This window comes from Bradyrhizobium sp. CCBAU 51745 (assembly GCF_028128715.1).
Taxonomy (GTDB): domain Bacteria; phylum Pseudomonadota; class Alphaproteobacteria; order Rhizobiales; family Xanthobacteraceae; genus Bradyrhizobium; species Bradyrhizobium manausense.
This window is the reverse complement of record NZ_LBJP01000063.1, coordinates 19,491-35,718: the sequence shown is the minus strand read 5'-3', so window position 1 is coordinate 35,718 and position 16,228 is coordinate 19,491. Positions and strand designations below refer to the sequence as shown.

Genomic DNA, 16,228 nt, shown 5'->3' with positions numbered 1-16,228 from the left:
TCCCCCACCTGCCGCTAATTCGCCGCCCAAGCGCACGACGAAGTGCGCGTCACCCAACCGTCTCACCAACTCGTGAGCAGCCTTTCCGGTAACGGCGGCCGCGGCGAGGACGAACGAGACCCTGGGCCCACTGCCCTACTCCAGAGGAGAGATCTCATGTCTGCCAAGACCACCATCAGCTCGCTCGTACTCGCCGGCGCCGTCTCCACCGCACTCGCAACGCTCGCCTCCGCCGCTCCCCTGACCAAGGCCGAGGCCGATGCTGCCATCGCAGCCAAGAAGGAAAAGTGCTTCGGCGTGGCGCTGAAGGGCCAGAACGATTGCGCCGCCGGACCGGGCACGACCTGCCAGGGTACTTCGACCGTCGATTTCCAGGGCAACGCCTGGAAATTCGTGCAGGGCGGCACCTGCGCCAGCATCGATCTGCCTGGCGGCAAAAAGGGCTCGCTCAAGCCGGTCTGAGGCAAGGCGGCATCAATGCAAACAGCGCGGAGGAGCGACATGGACGCAACGATCAGCCCCCGGACGTCTGCGGCCGTCCCCCTCCGCTTTTCGCCTCCCGTCGGCGGCGTCGCCGGAACGAGCTTCAAGCCCGAGCATCTCACCGCAATTCTCGCCGAGGGCCCGCAACGTGGCTTCTTCGAAGTCCACGCCGAGAATTACATGGGCGCGGGTGGGCCGCCGCACCGGATGCTGGAGCGGCTGCGGCGCGATCATCCGCTCTCGCTGCACGGCGTCTGCATGTCGATCGGCGGACCCGCGCCGCTCGACCGCGCCCATCTGGCACGCTTTCGCGGCCTCGTCGCGCGCTATCAGCCCGCCCTCGTCTCCGAGCATCTGGCATGGTCGACACACGAGACCAGCTTCTTCAACGATCTGCTGCCGTTGCCCTACAACAAGGCGACGCTCACTCACGTCTGCGACCATATCGACGAGGTGCAGGAGGCGATCCGGCGGCCGATCCTGCTGGAAAATCCCGCGACATATGTAGCGTTCCGCAACTCCACGATGTGCGAAACCGACTTCATCCGCACCGTCGCCGAGCGTACCGGCTGCGGCCTGCTGCTCGACGTCAACAACGTCTTCGTCTCCGCGGCCAACCACTGCTTCTCGGCACTGCAATATCTCGCCGACTTCCCCTTGGCGCGCGTCGGCGAAATTCACCTTGCCGGCCACGCCGAGCAGCGCGACGAAGGCGAGCTGTTGCTGATCGACAGCCATGACGGTCCGGTCGCGGACGCGGTCTGGAAACTGTTCGAGATCGTGATCGGGCGCTGCGGGCCCGTTCCGACGCTGATCGAATGGGACAGCAACATTCCCGATTGGCCGGTCCTGAAGGCCGAGGCCGCGGCGGCACAGACGATCCTGGATCGTCATGTCAGGAGGCTTCGTCATGCAGCCTGAACCGCACGCCTCCTACGCGGCCGCGTTCGCGCCTGCCTTGCTCGATCCTGTCAGCGAGGTCCCGGGCATCGTGACCGGGCCGTGCGGCAAGCCGGCGGTCACGTGCTACAACGTCTATCGCAACAACGTCACGGTCAGCCTGATCGACGCGCTCGCCTCGATCTACCCGGCCGTGCAGAGCCTGACGGGGGCAGAGTTTTTCCGCGCCATGGCGCGTTTCCATGTCCGAGAAACCCCGCCGAACTCCCCATTGCTGTTCGACTACGGCTGCGATTTTCCCGCCTTCATCGAACGTTATGAACACGCTCAATCGCTGCCCTGGCTCGCCGATGTCGCCCGGATCGAGCGGGCGTGGCTTGACGCCTATCACGCCGCTGACAGCGCGCCGCTTTTGCCATCCGCATTGGCGACCATCGCGCCCGACCGTCTTGCCAGCCTCGTCTTCACGTTGCATCCAGCGACGCGCGTGGTGCGCTCGCCTTACGCGGCGGTGACCATCTTTGCCGCCAACCGCGGCACGGAGTCTGCTGACAGCATCGACGCATCCTTACCAGAAGATGCCCTGATCACGCGGCCGGACGTCGACGTCGCGGTGCAACTGCTCCCGCCCGGCGGTGCGGTCTTCCTGACTTGCCTGATGTCGGGATGCATGCTGGCAGAAGCCGCCGCGGCGGGGCTGGAAGACGCACCCGATTTCGATCTCGCCACCAACATCGCCGGCCTGTTCGAGGCGGGCGCCTTCGCCTCGCTGACGTCTGGAGACGCAAGATGATCTCGGAACAACGTATCGCGCCTGCAACTGCCCTGCCCTCTATCGGCGTGCTCGTCGACAGGGCCAATGGTCTTGTCCAGGCGATCGCGACTCCATCCATGGTGCAGCTCGCACTGCGCCTGGCATTGGCGGTCCCGTTCTGGCGTTCGGGCATCCTCAAATGGACCGGCTTCTTCAAATTGAGCGACGTTGCGGTAACGTTGTTCACCGACGAGTTCATGCTGCATCTGCCCGGCGGCCCCTATCATTACCCGAGCCCAGCGACGATGGCCTTCCTGTCCGGCTGCGGCGAGATCATGTTTCCGGTCCTGCTGGTGCTCGGCCTCGGCACCCGCTTTGCCGCACTCGGGCTCCTGTTCATGACCATCATTGTCGAGCTCACCGTGCCCGACGGCTGGCCGGTCCACATCACCTGGGCGGCAATGGCGCTCGGCGTCATGGCCTATGGACCGGGACGGATCTCGCTCGATCATTTGCTTTGCCGGTTCGTGATTCGTCACAACGGATAGCGCAGAGACGCCCTTCAACCTACACATCCATACCAAACGAGAGGACGTCCGTGGTCACGTCACCACGGACGTCCTCTCGTTTGGGTAAGCGCCAACTATCCGATGGCCTTGCTCATTCGGCTGCCATCGGCATCATCTCCTGCTGGTCATGCAGGATCACGCCCGCCAGGGGGTCGAACTCGCCTACCCAAGGCCGGCTTGCCAGCGCCGCCTGGGTGTGCGCGTAGCCAGACTCCCAGCGCCTCATGATGCCTGACGGGCTGAAGTCGATATCCTTGGTGTGCGTCTCGTGATCGAGTTGCGGGGCGAGCAGACGCACCACGTGCATCCGTGTCGGACAGCCATAGCTCGTCAGTTCGCGGACAACGGGATTGCCGCGTTCGTGCTCGGGGAGCCTTGCGGCCAACTGGTTGATGACGTGGCGCAAACGATGCGCCTGTTGCTGGCGCGTGATCTGGCTGGCGATACGGCTGGAGTACTGGACGTCCTTGTGGCGGTTCAGCACCTCGGCCATCGTGGTAGGCTCGGCGCCCACGGGATTCCAGAGGTGCACGGCGAAGATCAGCGAGTTCTTGCGCGGGTTGTCGTCGAACACCGCTTCCGTCGGCGTGTTGGAGAGGATGCCGCCGTCCCAGTAGAGCTCGCCATCGATACGCACGGCCGGAAACGCTGGCGGCAGCGCACCTGACGCCATCACGTGCTTCACCGTCAGCTCGCCATCGCGGCTGTCGAAATAGCGCATCTGACTTGAGCGTACATGGGCCGCGCCCACTGTGAGCCGCGGCGTGCAGCGATTGACCAGGCTGAAGTCGACGAGCTCGTTCAGCGTCTTCTCCAGCGGCGCGGTCGAATAGAAGCCTGCGTGGTCAGCACCCAGCGGATAGGAATCGCCGGCATGCGCCAGCGGATTGGGCCGGAAGAAGCCCGGAATGCCGCTGGTGATGGTTGACCAATAGGTGAGCTTTTCGTTGAAGCCGGGGAATGCGGTGCGGAAGCTCCAGGCCGGGCTCTGCTCCATCCGCTTCCAAAATACCTTCAGCCGCTCAAGCCGATGCTGCGGCTCATTGCCGGCGATCAGGCTGGCATTGATCGCACCGATCGAGGTGCCGATGATCCAGTCCGGCTCGATGCCGGCCTCGTGCAGGGCCTGGTAGACGCCGGCCTGGTAGGAGCCGAGGGCGCCGCCGCCCTGCAGCACCAGCACGACCTGGCCCGGCAGGTCCTTTGAATTGCCTTGCATGCCGTTCATGTCTCGCTCCTGAGGGGCTTCCAATCGTCGGATATTCGTCAGCCGTCGCGGTTTGTTACGCCTGTTCATGTCAATGCGCGGTCCAGCCGCCATCGACCGGCAGCGCAATGCCGGTGATCGAGCCTGCAGCTTCGGTCGAGAGAAACACCGTGAGAGCGCCGAGCTCTTCCACCGTGGTGAAGCGCTTGTTCGGCTGCTGCGCGAGCAGGACGTCGCGGATCACCTGGTCGCGGGAGATACCATGCGCCTTGGCCTGCCCATCGATCTGCGCCTCGACCAGCGGGGTATAGACATAACCGGGGCAGATCGCATTGCAGGTGATGGCTTCCTCGGCGGTCTCCAGCGCCGTCACCTTGGTCAGCCCGACGATGCCATGCTTGGCGGCAACATAAGCCGCCTTGAAGGGGGACGCGATCAGGCCATGCGTCGAGGAGACGTTGATGATGCGACCGAACCCGTTCCGGCGCATCGCCGGCAGTGCCAGCCGCGTGGTGTGGAAGGCAGACGACAAATTGATTGCGAGGATCTGGTCCCACTTTTCGACAGGAAACGCCTCCAATGGCGCAACGTGCTGGATGCCGGCATTGTTGACAAGGATGTCGAGCCGACCGGACTGTGCAACGGTCGCCGCGATCATTTCGGCGATCGAATTCGGCCGGGTCATGTCGGCCGGCGAAAAGCTCGCCTTGACGCCGAACTCGGCCGCGATCTGCTCGCGAACTTTGCCGATCTCCGCGGCGACGCCGAGCCCGTTCAGGACAACATCGGCGCCTTCAGCCGCGAGTGCCCTGATGATGCCGAGCCCGATGCCACTGGTCGAACCCGTCACCAGGGCGACCTTGCCGGCGAGTGTTCGTGCGGTCTGAGACGCTTGCGGCTTGAGGGGAATATTCATGGCCGATCCTCCAATGACGCCGGGGCGGCCTCCTGACCGGGCCCCTGACTGATGCGAATTGTGAGCGATGGCCTCAAGAAGGGGAAATGCCGGATGGCTTCCGAAATGATACGCGCCCGCTATCGGGCGCGGGATGTCCTTCCCCGTCCCGATCGGCTAAGTTCCGTCATGATCCTGCTGGGAGCCGATCCATGGAAATGCACCAGGTCCGCTATTTCCTCGCGGTAGCGCAACTGCTGAACTTCACGCGCGCAGCCGAGGAATGCAACGTGACGCAGCCCTCGCTGACGCGGGCCATCAAGCAGCTCGAGGCCGAGCTTGGTGGTGACCTGTTTCGCCGCGAGCGGCCGGCCGCACAGCTGACTGAGCTCGGTCAGCGGATGCATCCGCTGTTGAAGCAGTGCTATGAGGCCGCCGCCGGAGCACGATCGCTCGCCTCCTCATTCAAGAGCGGTGAAGTCGGCGCGCTGCGCGTTGCGCTGACCCATGCCATCGATCTGTCACTGCTCATTCCGCATCTCAACCAGATCAGGCGGCAGTTCAACCGGCTCGAATTCCGCTTCTTGCGTGGCTCAAGCCGCGAAGTCGCGGAGTATCTCAAGAAGGGTGAAGCCGAGCTCGGCATTGCCGCCGAGATCGACGGGGCCTGGGAGAGGCTCGACGTCTGGCCGCTGTTCACCGAGAATTTCGACCTCGTGATCGGCAAAGGGCACCGGCTTGCAAGCCAGAGCACGATCGAATTCGACGATCTTCGCGCTGAGCAAATGCTGAGCCGAAACTATTGCGAGCATGCCAGCCGGATCTCATCGAGCTTGCGCGAGCACGGCATCGACGTCGATCATGGCCACGAGATCTCCAGCGAGCGCGACCTCATCGAGCTTGTCGAGGCCGACATCGGCATCGCGATGGTGCCGCGCACCTCACCGCTGCCCGACAACCTCAAGCGTGCCGCTGTGAGCGGCCTCGACGCCCGCCGCACCGTTAACCTCTACGGCGTCGCCGGCCGTCAGCGGACCGCCGTCGCCAACGCGGTGATGCGGATGCTGCGCGGCGCGGATTGGCGAGCGATTGCGGGCTGAGCTTGCGGTCCTGCCCGAGAGGATTTCGCAGCGGCAGACCTAATTCTCCCGGCTCGCGCCCTCCAGCGCTGCGAGCAAATCGTCGATCTCCATGCGCTTGCGGAAATCGGGGTCGACGAAGCGGGCTTTGACGAGGCCGTCTCGACCGACCACGAAGACAGCCGGGATCGGTAGCATCCAGCCGTCATTGCCGTGGAATTTGGCCATGTCATGGTAGGACAATAACCGCTGGATTTCGGTGCCGAGCCAGATCGCCAGATTGAGCGACAGCGCATAGCCGTTGTCGAGGTCGGTGAGCACTGGAAACGGCACGCCCGACTCCGCAATGAACTTTTCGGTATATTCCTGCGTCTCCGGCATGATTGCGACGATTTGCGCGCCCATCGCACGGATCCGATCCTGCGCCTGGATCACGGCGCGGACGTTCAACCGGCAGTAGGGACACCAGTGTCCGCGAAAGAACATCACGGCCACAGGCCCGCGCGCAAGCAATGATGGCAGCCCAACGAGCTGCCCCCGATCGTCAGGCAGCATGAAGGGCGGCATCACCTCGCCCGGACGCGGCGCGTTCTCGCCGCCTCCGTTCTGGCTCAATCGATCCACCAGGCGATCGACCGCCTCCCCGTAAGCGGGGAATATCTCGCGGCCGGCCTCCGCATAGGCACGAAGCTGCTCGTTCAGCGTGCCCTCCATGTCGCGGCAGCGTTGAAAGGCAAGCTTGAGCCGTTCTGCATCGGTTGGGGTCAACGACGTCATCTTCCGCTCCGGTACCATGGGTTCGCATTATTTTGACGTTCGCGCCACCCTGCAAGGGGGCACTGCCATCCGACGCCAGATCGTCGGCCGGTAGAAATGCCATTCCACGATTGGTTCGATAGCCGCTGCCTATCGCGCCGCGATAGCGCGGGGCTATCGCGTCGAGAGCGAGACGGCATTTCATTCAGCGCGCGTCTTCGGCGAGCCTGACGCCATTGCCAATGACCCTCGCGGTTGCGGCCAACAACGGAGACGATCCATGATCACGCATTCGAGACTGTCGCTTACCCTCTTGCCCGCCGTCGCTTTGGCCGGCGCGGTCATGTTCGCGATCCAACCCGCCTCTGCCGGCGAATGCCCGGCCGACAAGATGAAGCCGAATGCCCGGCAGATGGTCGATTACAAGCCAGTCGGCGTCACCGACGTCACGCTCGGCTCGATCGACCTCGAGAAGCAGCCGGCCAACATCAGGGATCGCGAGCTGCGCTTTCGCAAGCTGACGATCGAACCCGGCGGCATCGTGCCCTGGCACAGCCATGACGACCGTCCGGCACTGATTTTCGTGCAGCAGGGCGAGATCGTCGAATACGCCTCCAACTGCGTCGATCCGATCGTGCACAAGGCCGGCGATATCAGGCCTGAAGTCTTCGGGACCTCGCACTGGTGGAAGAACCTCGGCAAGCAGACCGTCATTCTCTATGTCGGCGACGTCCGCAAGGATCAGCACGACCACAATATGTAGCGAGTGCATCAAGCCCCTGCCCTCGTTACTGGATGTGGCGCCCGGAATTCCCCATGCTGCCCCGCGTGCCGGGCGTCACATCGTCCTTCTCGTCAGGAGATGCAGTGTCATGACTGATTTGTCCGCCCGCATCAGACCGACCACCATGACGATGCATGGACCCTCGCCGGGCGTCGCCTTCCGTTCGCTCGTCATCGGCTTGACCGCATTCCTGACGGTCGTCGATCTCTTTGCGACGCAGGCGATCCTGCCGTCCCTGACACGCCATTACGGGGTGACGCCGGCGGCGATGGGCTTTGCGGTCAACGCCTCCACCTTCGGCATGGCCATCTCAAGCCTCGTCGTCGGTGTCTTCAGCCCGCATATCGACCGGCGGCTTGGCATTCTTCTCAGTCTCACGCTGCTGGCGATCCCGACCAGTCTGCTTGCGGTGGCGCCCAACCTCGCTGTCTTCACGGGTCTCCGTATCGCGCAAGGCCTGTGCATGGCATCGGCGTTTGCGCTGACGCTCGCTCATCTCGGCGAACAATGCAGCGCGATGGATGCCGGCGGGGCCTTTGCTGCCTACATCACGGGAAATGTCGCAAGCAATCTGATCGGGCGACTGATCTCGGCCGCGGTCGCCGACAGCCTTGGGCTGTCCTGGAATTTCTACTTCTTTGCCGCACTCAATCTGACCGGCGCTGCTCTGGTCTATTTCACCATCAATCGCGTCCAGCCAATGCATGTGATGTCCACGGCCGCCTCGCCGCTTGCCGCCATGTTCGCGCACTGGCGCAATGAACGGCTGCGCGCGGCCTTCGGCATCGGCTTTTGCATCCTGTTAGCCTTCATCGGCACCTTCACCTTCGTGAATTTCGTCCTGGTGCGGCCGCCACTCTCGCTCGGCATGATGGACCTTGGCCTCGTCTATCTCGTCTTCCTGCCCTCGATCGTCACCACCCTTTTGGCCGGCAAGGTCGCCACACGCATCGGGACACGACCGGCGATCTGGGGCGCGCTCGCCCTCGCGGCGCTCGGCGTGCTTTTGATGCTGCGCCCGCATCTTGCCGAGGTGCTCACCGGCATGGTCCTGGTCGGCGTCGGGACGTTCTTCGCTCAAGCGGTAGCGACGAGCTTCGTCGGACAGGCCGCGACCGAAAACCGCGGCGTCGCCAGCGGTACCTATCTGGCCTGCTATTTCCTCGGAGGTTTGACGGGTACCGCGGTGCTCGGACAGATATTTGACTTGATGGGATGGACTGCGTGCGCAATTGGCGTCGCGGTTGCTCTTGGTTCAGCGGCACTTTTGACGCTCAAGTTGAGGATCGCCTGAGGCCAACCACATGGCACGCGCGATGCGGCTCACCTCAGCGAGATCGTGATCTCGCTGATATTGGCCGCAAGCTCGAGCCCAGCCTTTGGGCCCTGCAGCACGATGGTGACGCCCTTCTCGTTGCGGAGCTGAACGCCATTGACGCCGCCGACCAGCGCAAAGCCGCCGCCGACCGAGCTGTAGGTGCCGGCGAAGTCGCTGACGTCGCTTATATCAGAGGCCCAGCCATCGAAGCGACCGACCGTGGCGCCGGCCGTGATGCCGAGGCTCAAGCCGGTGATTTTGAATGGATAGGTCTTGCCGCGATAGGTCAGCACACCGCGGCCGACGCCGCCACCGACCAGCAGGCCGGCCTTGACGATCTTGACCCTGACATGGCCGGCCGCCTGGGCAAAGGACGGCGTCGCCGGCGCTGCCAGCCCGATCGCGAGCAGGAGGACCGCGATCAGACGGAACGCGCGACGGCGGACGGCGATGCGCCATTCAAGGTTTTGCGGCATCGACCTTCTTCCAGGTCTGATCGGGATCGAACAGCGTGGTGCGCGCGGCGATGAACTCTGTGCGGTTGCCGAGATCCTTCTGATAGACGGTGCCGGCATGATTGACCAGGAAGGTCATCACGCCGGAATTGCCATATTCGGCGGGCCAGGCGATCAGGGCGAAGCCGCCGATCATCTTGCCCTTGACGACATAGTTGAGCGCGCCACCCGGCGCATCGCGCCCCTGCCCCTTGAGGATGCGGAAGTAGTAGCCGTGATAGGGTGCGGGCCCGACGTCGCTCGCCTCGTAGCCTTCCTTCGAAGCAGCTGCCGCGAAGGGGCCGAGCGGGCTCGGATCGCTGTCGTCGCGCCAGAACAGCCCGTCCTTCTTGCCGGGCGTCGAGACGAAGCGCTGGGCATAGACGCCGACGCCCTCGCCGCGGTCCTTGTCCGCGTATTCATTCTGCGCATCGACATAGGCGAGCGCAGTCTGGATCGCGTCGAGCTCGTTGCGGCCGATGCGCCGGCGAAGCACCTCGATGCGGCCCTCGTCCGTATCGAATTCCCAGCCGGTCTTGGTGTTGACCAGCGGAATCGGGAACGGGAAATCATCCGGTCCGAGCAACAAGGTCGCGGTCTTGTTGCCCTCCGCCTTGATGCCATGCTTGGCGTCATACATCGACGAGAACCGCGCCCGGATGTCCTTGTCGGCGACCTCGTCGCCTGACGAGACGATGTCCGCGGCTGCCCGGCCCAGCACTTTCAGGATGTCTTTCGGGCCCGCCTTGACTGCGTCGGCAAGTGCTGCGGCAGCGTCCTCCGGGGACTTGTAGGATTCCTGCGCTGATGACGGCGAGGCGAACAGTGCGAGCACGACCACGCCCGGCATGATCGCACGATGGAACCATGTCGCGCCGTTCATGGCGTCACCTCCGCAGGGATTTTCGCGCCGCCCGCGAGCCAGTCGCGGTAGGTGCGGAATGTCAGCCCGAGCTTTTCGTAATAGACCCTCAGATATCCGTCGCTGCCCCGGGTCACCGCGTCAGGCATCACCTGCTCGACCTCCTGCGCCATCACGCCGACATAGGCCTTGTCGCTGCCGATATAGCTGAAGCGATAATAGCCGAGCCCGTTCGAGAGATGGCCGAGCAGGACGATGTCGTGCTTGAGCGCGAGATCGGAACGCCGGCCACCGCCGCCGCCACCACGACCTCCTCCGCCTCCGAAGCCGCCGCCTCCCCCACGCGCGGCCATTCCTCCGCCACCGCGCCCGGCCATGCTCGGTCCACCGCCGCCGCCGCGCGGCATGCTGGCCATGCTCGCGCGTCCGCGTGCCGATGCCGCGGCTGCCGACCGGCCGGACGAGACGTTCATGGCGCCGCCGCGATTGCCACCACCACCGCCGCCGGCACGGTTGGCTGCCTTGGCGCGGTCGCCACCGCCTTTGTTGCCGCCCTTGTTGCCACCCTTGGCACGATCACCTGCGCCAGCACGATCACCACCGCCAGGCCGATCGCGCGTCCCTGCGCTGGCACGATCGCCTGCACCCGGACGATCTCCGCGATCACCGACACCGCCGCGATCACCGGCGCCGCCACGATCGCCGGCGCGATCACCAGCCCGATCGCCTGCCCGATCACCGACACGATCGCCTGCACGATCGCCTGCACGGTCGCCCGCGCCGCCCTGACCGGGACGCAGCACCTGGTTGCCGTCGCGCCCGCGAAAATCCATGCGGTCCGACGCGCCGGCCCTGATATTGTTGTTGCCGAAGCGCTGCTGGACGTTGACGTTGTTGTAACGCACCCCGCCGCGATGCGCCGGATTGTGCTGCCAGCCGTTGCCGATGTTGGTGGTGCGATGATTGACGTAGACGTTGCGGTTACCCCAATTGCAGCCGCCGCCCCAGTAATTGCCCCAGCGCCCGATCGCCCAGGCGGTGCCGAAAGCGATGCCGGCTGCGACCACGCCCGCACCGATATAGGAGGGGTAGCCCCAGTAGTACGGCGGATATTCCGCATAGGGCCAGGTGCCGTAGACCGTCGCCGGATCGTAATAGGGCACATACATCGTCGCAGGGTCCGCCTGCTGGATGACGACGACCTGCTTGCCTTCCTGGGACTGGACGCTGACCTTCTGTTGCTTGGTGGTGACCAGCTTGTTGTTGTCGTAGGCCTTGTTGCGCAGACGCTGGATTGCATCCATCACGTCGGGCTGCTGGGCGAGAAAGGCGTCGCCGAGCTTCTGGGTCCATTCGAGCTTGTCGCTCATCATGGCAAGAACATCGGCGGTGCTGGCGAGCGCCTTGACGCTGTCGTCCCAGCTCTGCTTGTCGACCTGCGTCTTCAGCGCGTCGCCCTTGAGGGTCTTGTTATCCTTCAGCCAGCGATCGGCCTGCACCACTTCGAGCGGATAGGTCGATGCCGCCAGCACGTTGGCCAGCAGTTCGTCGGGATAGAGCGCGATCGGCGCGACCAGCGCCTCGAGCTGCTCTGGTTTCAGCAGCTCGGCGGCAGCGGCTGGTGGCGTTGCGGGCTGCGTCTGCGCAGCCGGTGCAGCCGGCGTAGTAGCTTGAGCCATTGCCGCGGCAGGAACCGCCATTACCAGCGCAAGCGCCATCAGGATCTTGCCGCAGCGAAACATCACGACCTCCACGAAGCTTTCCGCCCGCGACCATCGGGCCGGGACATCGGCGTTTGTTGATCGAGATCAACGAAACGGAGCCTCCGCGCTGTTGCGACGCGACAGACCATTGGATCCAGATGCCGGTGATCAGCGGAGGAGTGGCAGGCGGATGGTGAACCGTGCCCCGCCCGCCGGCTGGTTCGTCGTGCTGATCGTGCCCTGGTGGGCCTCGACGATAGTTTTCGCGATCGCAAGCCCCATGCCCATGCCTTGAGGCTTGGTGGTAAAGAAGGGATCGAACACATTGGCGAGATCGGGGGCCGTCACCCCCGGCCCGGTATCGACGACATTGACCTCGGCCTCCCGACCGGCGCGCACGGTCCAGACGCGGACCTCACGCTTGCCGGTGTTCGCATCGGAGATCGCGTCCATCGCATTGATAATCAGGTTGAGAACGACCTGCTGAAGCTGGATGGGATCGCCCTTGACGTGCAGATCGATCAACACCGGCGTGCAGGTCAGCGTGATCCGGCGTCCATCGGCAACGGCCCTGGCGAGGCCGACCGCTTCGCGGACCGTGTCGTTGAGCTCGATATCCTTGATCTCGAACGGCGTCTTCTTCAGGACACTGCGCAGCCGGCGGATGACCTCGCTTGCCCGCTGATCGTCCCGCCTGATATCGGCGAGGATCAGCCGGATCTCGTCGATATCGGGGGAATTGCCCTGGAGCATGAGTTCAGCCGTCTCGGTATTGGTCAGGATCGAGCCCAGCGGCTGATTGAGCTCATGCGCGATCGAGGTCGTCAACTCGCCAACGGCCGAATAGCGGTTGGCGTGGGCGAGCTCGGCGAGGCGCTGGCGCGACTCGATCTCCGCACCCCGGCGGCGATGACGCTCATGCAACAATCCACTGATCAAGCCGGCCTGCATCAGGATGATGGCGGCGATCAGCAGCATCTGCCAGCGATAGCGCTCCCACACGGTCGCCTCGCGAAACAGAATCTCGCTGTCGGGAGGCAGACTGCTTTCGCTGATGCCCCAGCGCTGCAATTCGCGCCAGTCGTATTTCGGCCGTCCGAATTCGATCGGCTCGTACGTGATGGCAGACGGCTTCTCGCCTCCGAGAATACGCATCACCGCATCGACCGTCTTGCGGCTTATCTCCGCCGTGAGCTGCATCGGGCCGCCAACGGTGCTGCCGCCGAAGAAGGGGTCCTGGTAAGAGAAAATCGGCGCGTTGGCGACCGCGCGCAGGCTGCGCAAGGCGAGGTCCCCCTCGTGGACGATGCCAGCGGCGTCGACCGACATCTGCCCCCAGAACAGCACGGTATGGGGCGGAAGCCTGGCCGCGCGCGCGAGGATCGCCTCGAACGGCAGGTCCGAATACCAAACGAGGTCGACCCGATTGCCCAGCGGGATCAGATCCCGCTTCAACGCGTCGATCCAGAATTTCTCGAGCGGTGATGCTCCGATCACAATGGCGACGGTTCTTGTGTCCGGCAGGACGCGCAGGATATTGTCAAACACCGCCATGAAATCGAGATGGGCCGACACAACGGCGTCGTTGTCGGTAAGATCAGCGCGATCCACCAGCCGTTCCTCGACCACGGTCAGCACCATCGGCGTATCGGGAAAAAGCTTCGCGCGATATCGCTGCGCGAACCTCGCCGCCGGAGCACCAATGCTCAACACGATGTCGGGCGGCGCGCTCTCGTAAAGCGAATGCAGATATTCGACGAAGGGCGCTTCCGGACCAGGATTGTTGAAACGCGCGCTGAGCAGCGTGTGTTCCTGGATGTCGAGCGGCCAAGCCGATCGCTGCTCGAGCCCAGCCTTGATGCTTCGCGCATACTCGCTCCAGGGGCGGAATTCGCGCCCAAAGGAATGCAGCATGAGCACACGCTTGAGTTCGCCGCGCGCGCTGCGCTCGACTGCATCAGCGCTGCCGGAGAGAGCGGCCAGCAACAGACTGAGCCAGAGCCAAACCGGCCCCAGCTTGACCGACATCCGGGATTTGCGCCCGCTCATCTCGCCTCCGCCGGCGACCTTTTTCGGCCGCTTCTGACTCATAATTCTAGCGGGAGACGCACCGGCGTGACAGACCTAAGCGACCTTGTTCCAGCCCTCAATGACCGCTCAAGACCAGCGTCTTGATGGGCATCAGCAAGGCCTGGATGCGGAGCAGCATCGCATGCACGAGGCCGACGCCATCGACGACGTGGAGCGCGATGGCCCGGCTGGTGCTGGTATGCGCCGCGGAAATTTCCTCATGATTGCTGGTATAGGCGTTGACGACGCAGCTGCTGCCCGCCGTCACGCCGTCGAGCCCGTTCTTGTACAGCGGTTCGAGAAACACGAGGATCGTGCCGGACTTGGGCGCGTTCTGTGCCTCAATCAGTTGCTGTCCGCTTTGGAACTGTCCTGCAGCGATATAATCCTGCACCGTCGTGATCACCATCGGGATGATGACCCATGGCTTGGAGATGCAGGCGGCTTCCGCCACCATGCCTTCCTGCAATACGCCAGCCTCGATCTGTCCGAAGCCAGCCTGCAGCACTTTTTTGCCCGCGCCCTCCGGAATGAGCACGCCAGCCGGTCGCATCAACTGGTTGACGACGTCGCCGGGGCGAATCAGGAATTGCTCGACCCGGCCGTCGACGCCGGCGCGGACAATGGTTTTGTCGAGATCGACCTGGGCCTGATCAAGCGCCGCTGCGGCACTGGCCTTCTGCGCCGGCAGCAGAATTGAGACCTGCAGGCTTGCGGACTCTTTCGCGGCGGTCGCGGCGTCAACGCCGGATTGACGCTGATCGACCAGCACCTGCAGCTTCTCGATGTCGCGTTGCGGAACAATGCCGGGATTGCGGCGCTGTAGCTCGCTCTTGACGTCGAGTTCATCCTTGGCCTGCTGAAGATTAGCTTTCGCCTCGCCAATTTGCGCTTCCGCCTTGGCTACGTCGGCCTGCGCCGTCTGCATCGCTGCGTCTACCTCGGCAACCTTCCGCTTGGCGGTTTCGAACGCGGCCTGTTGCTTGGAGCTATCCAGCGTGAACAGGACATCGCCCTTCTTCACGGCCTGGCTGAAACCGACCTTTACTTCGGCAACCCGGCCCGATCCCTCCGGCAGGATCGGCACTGTGCGGAAATAGAGCGTTGCGGAGTCCGTGGCCGGATGAAAGTAAAAGATCATGGTGATCAGCGAAATCGTCAGCATCAGGCAGCCGGTGATGCCCCAGCGCAGCTCATACCAGACCGAGAAGAACGTGATCTCCTTGCCAAAGCGCTTGCCCTGGCCATAACGGCGATAAAGGTAATCAGGCACGATCGTGAGGAGCGAGCAGAACATGAGCTCAAACATGGCTATGCTCCTTCTCCTTGGCGGCAACCGGCGTTTCGGCCGGCGACGGTGCTTCAGCTGGTTCGTTCGCTTCTCCCGGTGTCGCGTCGGCAATTTTCTCGACGGAGTCAGCGATGCTGCGCAACGGCGTTCCAAAGTCGGGAATATCGATCAACGCCAGCAGCAGGCCGGCGATCCAGAAGATGTGCATATGGGTGAACAGCGAGATCAGGCCGAGCACGGCAACGAACTCGAATTGCAGCTTCTGCGACTTGTGCGCCATCCGCTCGGGCAGGCTGTGCAGCTTCCAATACAGCGTGCCGACCCACAGCACGGCGCCGACCAGGAATATCCCCATCACCACCATCAGCGTGTCGGCCCCGCTCCCCGGCGCGAGATAGAACGGCAGATGGTGCGGTGCCATCGGATTGAGCTGATTGTCCAATTGCCTCTCTCCCGGTGAAACGCCTTGGGCGGCACTGTGTTCGGCTAGCCTCCCAGATTGCTTGATTTGAATCAAGGGAACGCCGCGCGCCGGACCTAGCGTTGGTCAACGCTGTTCGAACAATCACAGGGAGCCGCAGCCATGCCCGGGCTTGACGATCTCATTCCCAGTGCGACGCAGATCCGCAAAGAGGCCGCACTGAAGGAGGCCGAGAAGGCGGAAGAGTATGTCCGGCTCGCTGCGGCCGCCGAGGCCGAAAAGCACGCGCTGATCGAGCGATTGAGCAAGCCCTCCGGCAAGACCGAGGAGGAGAAGATCAAGCTCGCCGCGACCATCATCCAGCGTGCCGTGCGAAACGGCCTGACCGAAGTGATGGTCTATCGCTTTCCCAACTCGCTCTGCACCGACAAGGGGCGCGCCATCAACCAGATGGAAAAGGGTTGGGAGAATACGCTGACCGGAATCCCCAAAGAGATCTTCCAGCTCTGGAAGGACTATCTCCAGCCACGCGGCTATCGCATCGCCTATCAGGTCATCGAGTTTCCAGGCGGCATGCCCGGCGACATCGGCGTGACCATTGCATGGGACGACTGATAACGACGCTAAGGCGCGATGAGATTC

General features: G+C 63.6%; 17 protein-coding genes. 8 read left to right on the top strand and 9 right to left on the bottom strand.

From position 1 onward, the window contains the following. Nucleotides 1–156 precede the first annotated feature (156 nt). From XH98_RS15320 to XH98_RS15305, 4 genes are read left to right on the top strand one after another with little or no spacing between them, the layout of a single operon-like run. Nucleotides 157–462, top strand: a complete 306-nt coding sequence (locus XH98_RS15320; protein ID WP_271597399.1) for a BufA1 family periplasmic bufferin-type metallophore — start codon at nt 157–159, stop codon at nt 460–462. A gap of 39 nt (nt 463–501) precedes the next feature. Then, nucleotides 502–1,404 carry an MNIO family bufferin maturase gene (bufB, locus tag XH98_RS15315; RefSeq protein WP_271619106.1) on the top strand — a complete coding sequence of 301 codons (903 nt, stop codon included), beginning with the start codon at nt 502–504 and terminating at the stop codon, nt 1,402–1,404. After that, nucleotides 1,394–2,176, top strand: a complete 783-nt coding sequence (locus XH98_RS15310) for an HvfC/BufC N-terminal domain-containing protein (RefSeq protein WP_271619105.1) — start codon at nt 1,394–1,396, stop codon at nt 2,174–2,176. Before bufB ends, XH98_RS15310 begins: the two co-directional genes overlap by 11 nt. Next, complete coding sequence (locus tag XH98_RS15305; RefSeq protein ID WP_271619104.1) at nt 2,173–2,685, top strand: DoxX family protein; 513 nt, start codon at nt 2,173–2,175, stop codon at nt 2,683–2,685. Before XH98_RS15310 ends, XH98_RS15305 begins: the two co-directional genes overlap by 4 nt. A 112-nt stretch (nt 2,686–2,797) precedes the next feature. Here XH98_RS15305 and XH98_RS15300 read toward each other — a convergent pair whose 3' ends face one another. Beyond that, complete coding sequence (locus XH98_RS15300) at nt 2,798–3,934, bottom strand: patatin-like phospholipase family protein (RefSeq protein WP_271619103.1); 1,137 nt, start codon at nt 3,932–3,934, stop codon at nt 2,798–2,800. A 70-nt stretch (nt 3,935–4,004) separates the two neighbouring features. Next, nucleotides 4,005–4,829: a 3-hydroxybutyrate dehydrogenase gene (locus tag XH98_RS15295; RefSeq protein WP_271619102.1), complete on the bottom strand. Its 825-nt coding sequence runs from the start codon at nt 4,827–4,829 to the stop codon at nt 4,005–4,007. A 191-nt stretch (nt 4,830–5,020) separates the two neighbouring features. Here XH98_RS15295 and XH98_RS15290 point away from each other — a divergent pair, with 191 nt between their 5' ends. Next, nucleotides 5,021–5,908, top strand: coding sequence for a LysR family transcriptional regulator (locus tag XH98_RS15290; protein WP_271601311.1), 888 nt, complete (start codon nt 5,021–5,023; stop codon nt 5,906–5,908). 39 nt (nt 5,909–5,947) lie between these two features. On the opposite strand, the gene XH98_RS15285 is transcribed toward XH98_RS15290, so the two are convergent. Then, a complete protein-coding gene (locus tag XH98_RS15285; RefSeq protein WP_271619101.1) occupies nt 5,948–6,664 on the bottom strand; it encodes a peroxiredoxin-like family protein in 717 nt (238 codons plus the stop codon). A 259-nt stretch (nt 6,665–6,923) separates the two neighbouring features. On the opposite strand from XH98_RS15285, the gene XH98_RS15280 reads away from it, so the two are divergent. Both XH98_RS15280 and XH98_RS15275 read left to right on the top strand, forming a co-directional pair. Further along, the gene (locus XH98_RS15280; protein ID WP_057755109.1) at nt 6,924–7,406 is read left to right on the top strand and encodes a cupin domain-containing protein; all 483 of its coding nucleotides are present in this window, start codon (nt 6,924–6,926) and stop codon (nt 7,404–7,406) included. 109 nt (nt 7,407–7,515) lie between these two features. Then, nucleotides 7,516–8,721, top strand: a complete 1,206-nt coding sequence (locus XH98_RS15275) for an MFS transporter (RefSeq protein WP_271619100.1) — start codon at nt 7,516–7,518, stop codon at nt 8,719–8,721. A gap of 29 nt (nt 8,722–8,750) precedes the next feature. Here the strand turns inward: XH98_RS15275 and XH98_RS15270 are convergent, their stop codons facing one another. The 6 genes from XH98_RS15270 to XH98_RS15245 form a co-directional block, all read right to left on the bottom strand. Next, nucleotides 8,751–9,221: a hypothetical protein gene (locus tag XH98_RS15270; RefSeq protein ID WP_271619099.1), complete on the bottom strand. Its 471-nt coding sequence runs from the start codon at nt 9,219–9,221 to the stop codon at nt 8,751–8,753. Continuing rightward, nucleotides 9,205–10,122 (bottom strand): DUF2950 domain-containing protein, encoded by a 918-nt coding sequence (locus XH98_RS15265; protein ID WP_271619098.1) that lies wholly within the window; start codon nt 10,120–10,122, stop codon nt 9,205–9,207. The genes XH98_RS15270 and XH98_RS15265 overlap by 17 nt, the downstream gene beginning before the upstream one ends. Then, complete coding sequence (locus tag XH98_RS15260; RefSeq protein ID WP_271619115.1) at nt 10,119–11,843, bottom strand: DUF3300 domain-containing protein; 1,725 nt, start codon at nt 11,841–11,843, stop codon at nt 10,119–10,121. Before XH98_RS15260 ends, XH98_RS15265 begins: the two co-directional genes overlap by 4 nt. Nucleotides 11,844–11,972: 129 nt before the next feature. After that, entirely contained in the window at nt 11,973–13,853 is a 1,881-nt protein-coding gene (locus XH98_RS15255) for a sensor histidine kinase (protein ID WP_271619097.1), read from the bottom strand. A 97-nt stretch (nt 13,854–13,950) separates the two neighbouring features. Then, nucleotides 13,951–15,183: an HlyD family secretion protein gene (locus tag XH98_RS15250; RefSeq protein WP_271601304.1), complete on the bottom strand. Its 1,233-nt coding sequence runs from the start codon at nt 15,181–15,183 to the stop codon at nt 13,951–13,953. Continuing rightward, on the bottom strand, nt 15,176–15,586 hold the full coding sequence (locus tag XH98_RS15245; RefSeq protein WP_271601328.1) for a hypothetical protein: 411 nt from the start codon (nt 15,584–15,586) through the stop codon (nt 15,176–15,178). Before XH98_RS15245 ends, XH98_RS15250 begins: the two co-directional genes overlap by 8 nt. 162 nt (nt 15,587–15,748) lie before the next feature. Here XH98_RS15245 and XH98_RS15240 point away from each other — a divergent pair, with 162 nt between their 5' ends. Continuing rightward, complete coding sequence (locus XH98_RS15240) at nt 15,749–16,201, top strand: hypothetical protein (RefSeq protein WP_271601303.1); 453 nt, start codon at nt 15,749–15,751, stop codon at nt 16,199–16,201. Nucleotides 16,202–16,228: the final 27 nt, after the last annotated feature.

Coding starts and splice junctions, on each gene's coding strand:
- XH98_RS15260 (WP_271619115.1), bottom strand. CDS start 11,843: ATGTTTCGCTGCGGCAAGATCCTGATGGCGCTTGCGCTGGTAATGGCG.
- XH98_RS15305 (WP_271619104.1), top strand. CDS start 2,173: ATGATCTCGGAACAACGTATCGCGCCTGCAACTGCCCTGCCCTCTATC.
- XH98_RS15250 (WP_271601304.1), bottom strand. CDS start 15,183: ATGTTTGAGCTCATGTTCTGCTCGCTCCTCACGATCGTGCCTGATTAC.
- bufB (WP_271619106.1), top strand. CDS start 502: ATGGACGCAACGATCAGCCCCCGGACGTCTGCGGCCGTCCCCCTCCGC.
- XH98_RS15320 (WP_271597399.1), top strand. CDS start 157: ATGTCTGCCAAGACCACCATCAGCTCGCTCGTACTCGCCGGCGCCGTC.
- XH98_RS15275 (WP_271619100.1), top strand. CDS start 7,516: ATGACTGATTTGTCCGCCCGCATCAGACCGACCACCATGACGATGCAT.
- XH98_RS15255 (WP_271619097.1), bottom strand. CDS start 13,853: ATGAGCGGGCGCAAATCCCGGATGTCGGTCAAGCTGGGGCCGGTTTGG.
- XH98_RS15300 (WP_271619103.1), bottom strand. CDS start 3,934: ATGAACGGCATGCAAGGCAATTCAAAGGACCTGCCGGGCCAGGTCGTG.
- XH98_RS15270 (WP_271619099.1), bottom strand. CDS start 9,221: ATGCCGCAAAACCTTGAATGGCGCATCGCCGTCCGCCGTCGCGCGTTC.
- XH98_RS15240 (WP_271601303.1), top strand. CDS start 15,749: ATGCCCGGGCTTGACGATCTCATTCCCAGTGCGACGCAGATCCGCAAA.
- XH98_RS15265 (WP_271619098.1), bottom strand. CDS start 10,122: ATGAACGGCGCGACATGGTTCCATCGTGCGATCATGCCGGGCGTGGTC.
- XH98_RS15285 (WP_271619101.1), bottom strand. CDS start 6,664: ATGACGTCGTTGACCCCAACCGATGCAGAACGGCTCAAGCTTGCCTTT.
- XH98_RS15295 (WP_271619102.1), bottom strand. CDS start 4,829: ATGAATATTCCCCTCAAGCCGCAAGCGTCTCAGACCGCACGAACACTC.
- XH98_RS15290 (WP_271601311.1), top strand. CDS start 5,021: ATGGAAATGCACCAGGTCCGCTATTTCCTCGCGGTAGCGCAACTGCTG.
- XH98_RS15310 (WP_271619105.1), top strand. CDS start 1,394: ATGCAGCCTGAACCGCACGCCTCCTACGCGGCCGCGTTCGCGCCTGCC.
- XH98_RS15280 (WP_057755109.1), top strand. CDS start 6,924: ATGATCACGCATTCGAGACTGTCGCTTACCCTCTTGCCCGCCGTCGCT.
- XH98_RS15245 (WP_271601328.1), bottom strand. CDS start 15,586: ATGGCACCGCACCATCTGCCGTTCTATCTCGCGCCGGGGAGCGGGGCC.